Consider the following 617-nt stretch of genomic DNA (forward strand, 5'->3'; position numbering starts at 1 on the left):
CGGCAGGACCGGTTGGCGGCGGATGCGGATGGTGGGTGCTTGCCGGGGCGGGGGTCGTGCCTGGATGGGCGGCATGCGTTCCTGCCGCCGGCGAAGGCGCCGGTGAAGGCGGCGGATCCGGTACCGGTTGTGGAGGGGGTTCCGGGGGTGACGTTGGAGGACGTGGCGCAGTTCGTGCCGAGGTCCGCGTCGATCCGGTCCCAGCCCGTCGGGTGGGCGCTGGTGGGGGCGCCGGTGAACCTGCTGACGGATGCGGTGGCGCAGGTGGTGGACGGGGTGCTGCTGGGTCGGCCGGCGCAGGTGCGGTTCGTGCCGGTGTCGTTCACGTGGGACCACGGTGATGGCACGACGACGGCGGTGGAGGGTCCGGGGGCGTCGTGGGCGCAGCTGGGTCAGGGCGACTTCACGCCCACGGCCACGAGCCATGTGTTCGCGACCGTCGGCGACCGGCAGGTGTCGGTGACGGTCGCGTATGCGCCGTCGTACCGGTTCGACGGGGGCGCGTGGCAGTCGATCCCGGGGACGCTGCCGGTGCTGGTGGGGCCGGTGACGATCCATGTCCTGCAGGGGTCCACGGTCCTGGTGCCCGGGCCGTGCGGGACCCGCCACGCCGGACC

At 73.7% G+C, this 617-nt stretch carries 1 pseudogene; it reads left to right on the forward strand.

The window, feature by feature from the left end:
• Positions 1-147 precede the first annotated feature (147 nt).
• Positions 148-617 (forward strand): annotated as a pseudogene (locus tag AC07VC_RS16220) (hypothetical protein); the annotation flags it as partial.

Source organism: Clavibacter sp. GW821-FHT01D01 (genome assembly GCF_059422605.1).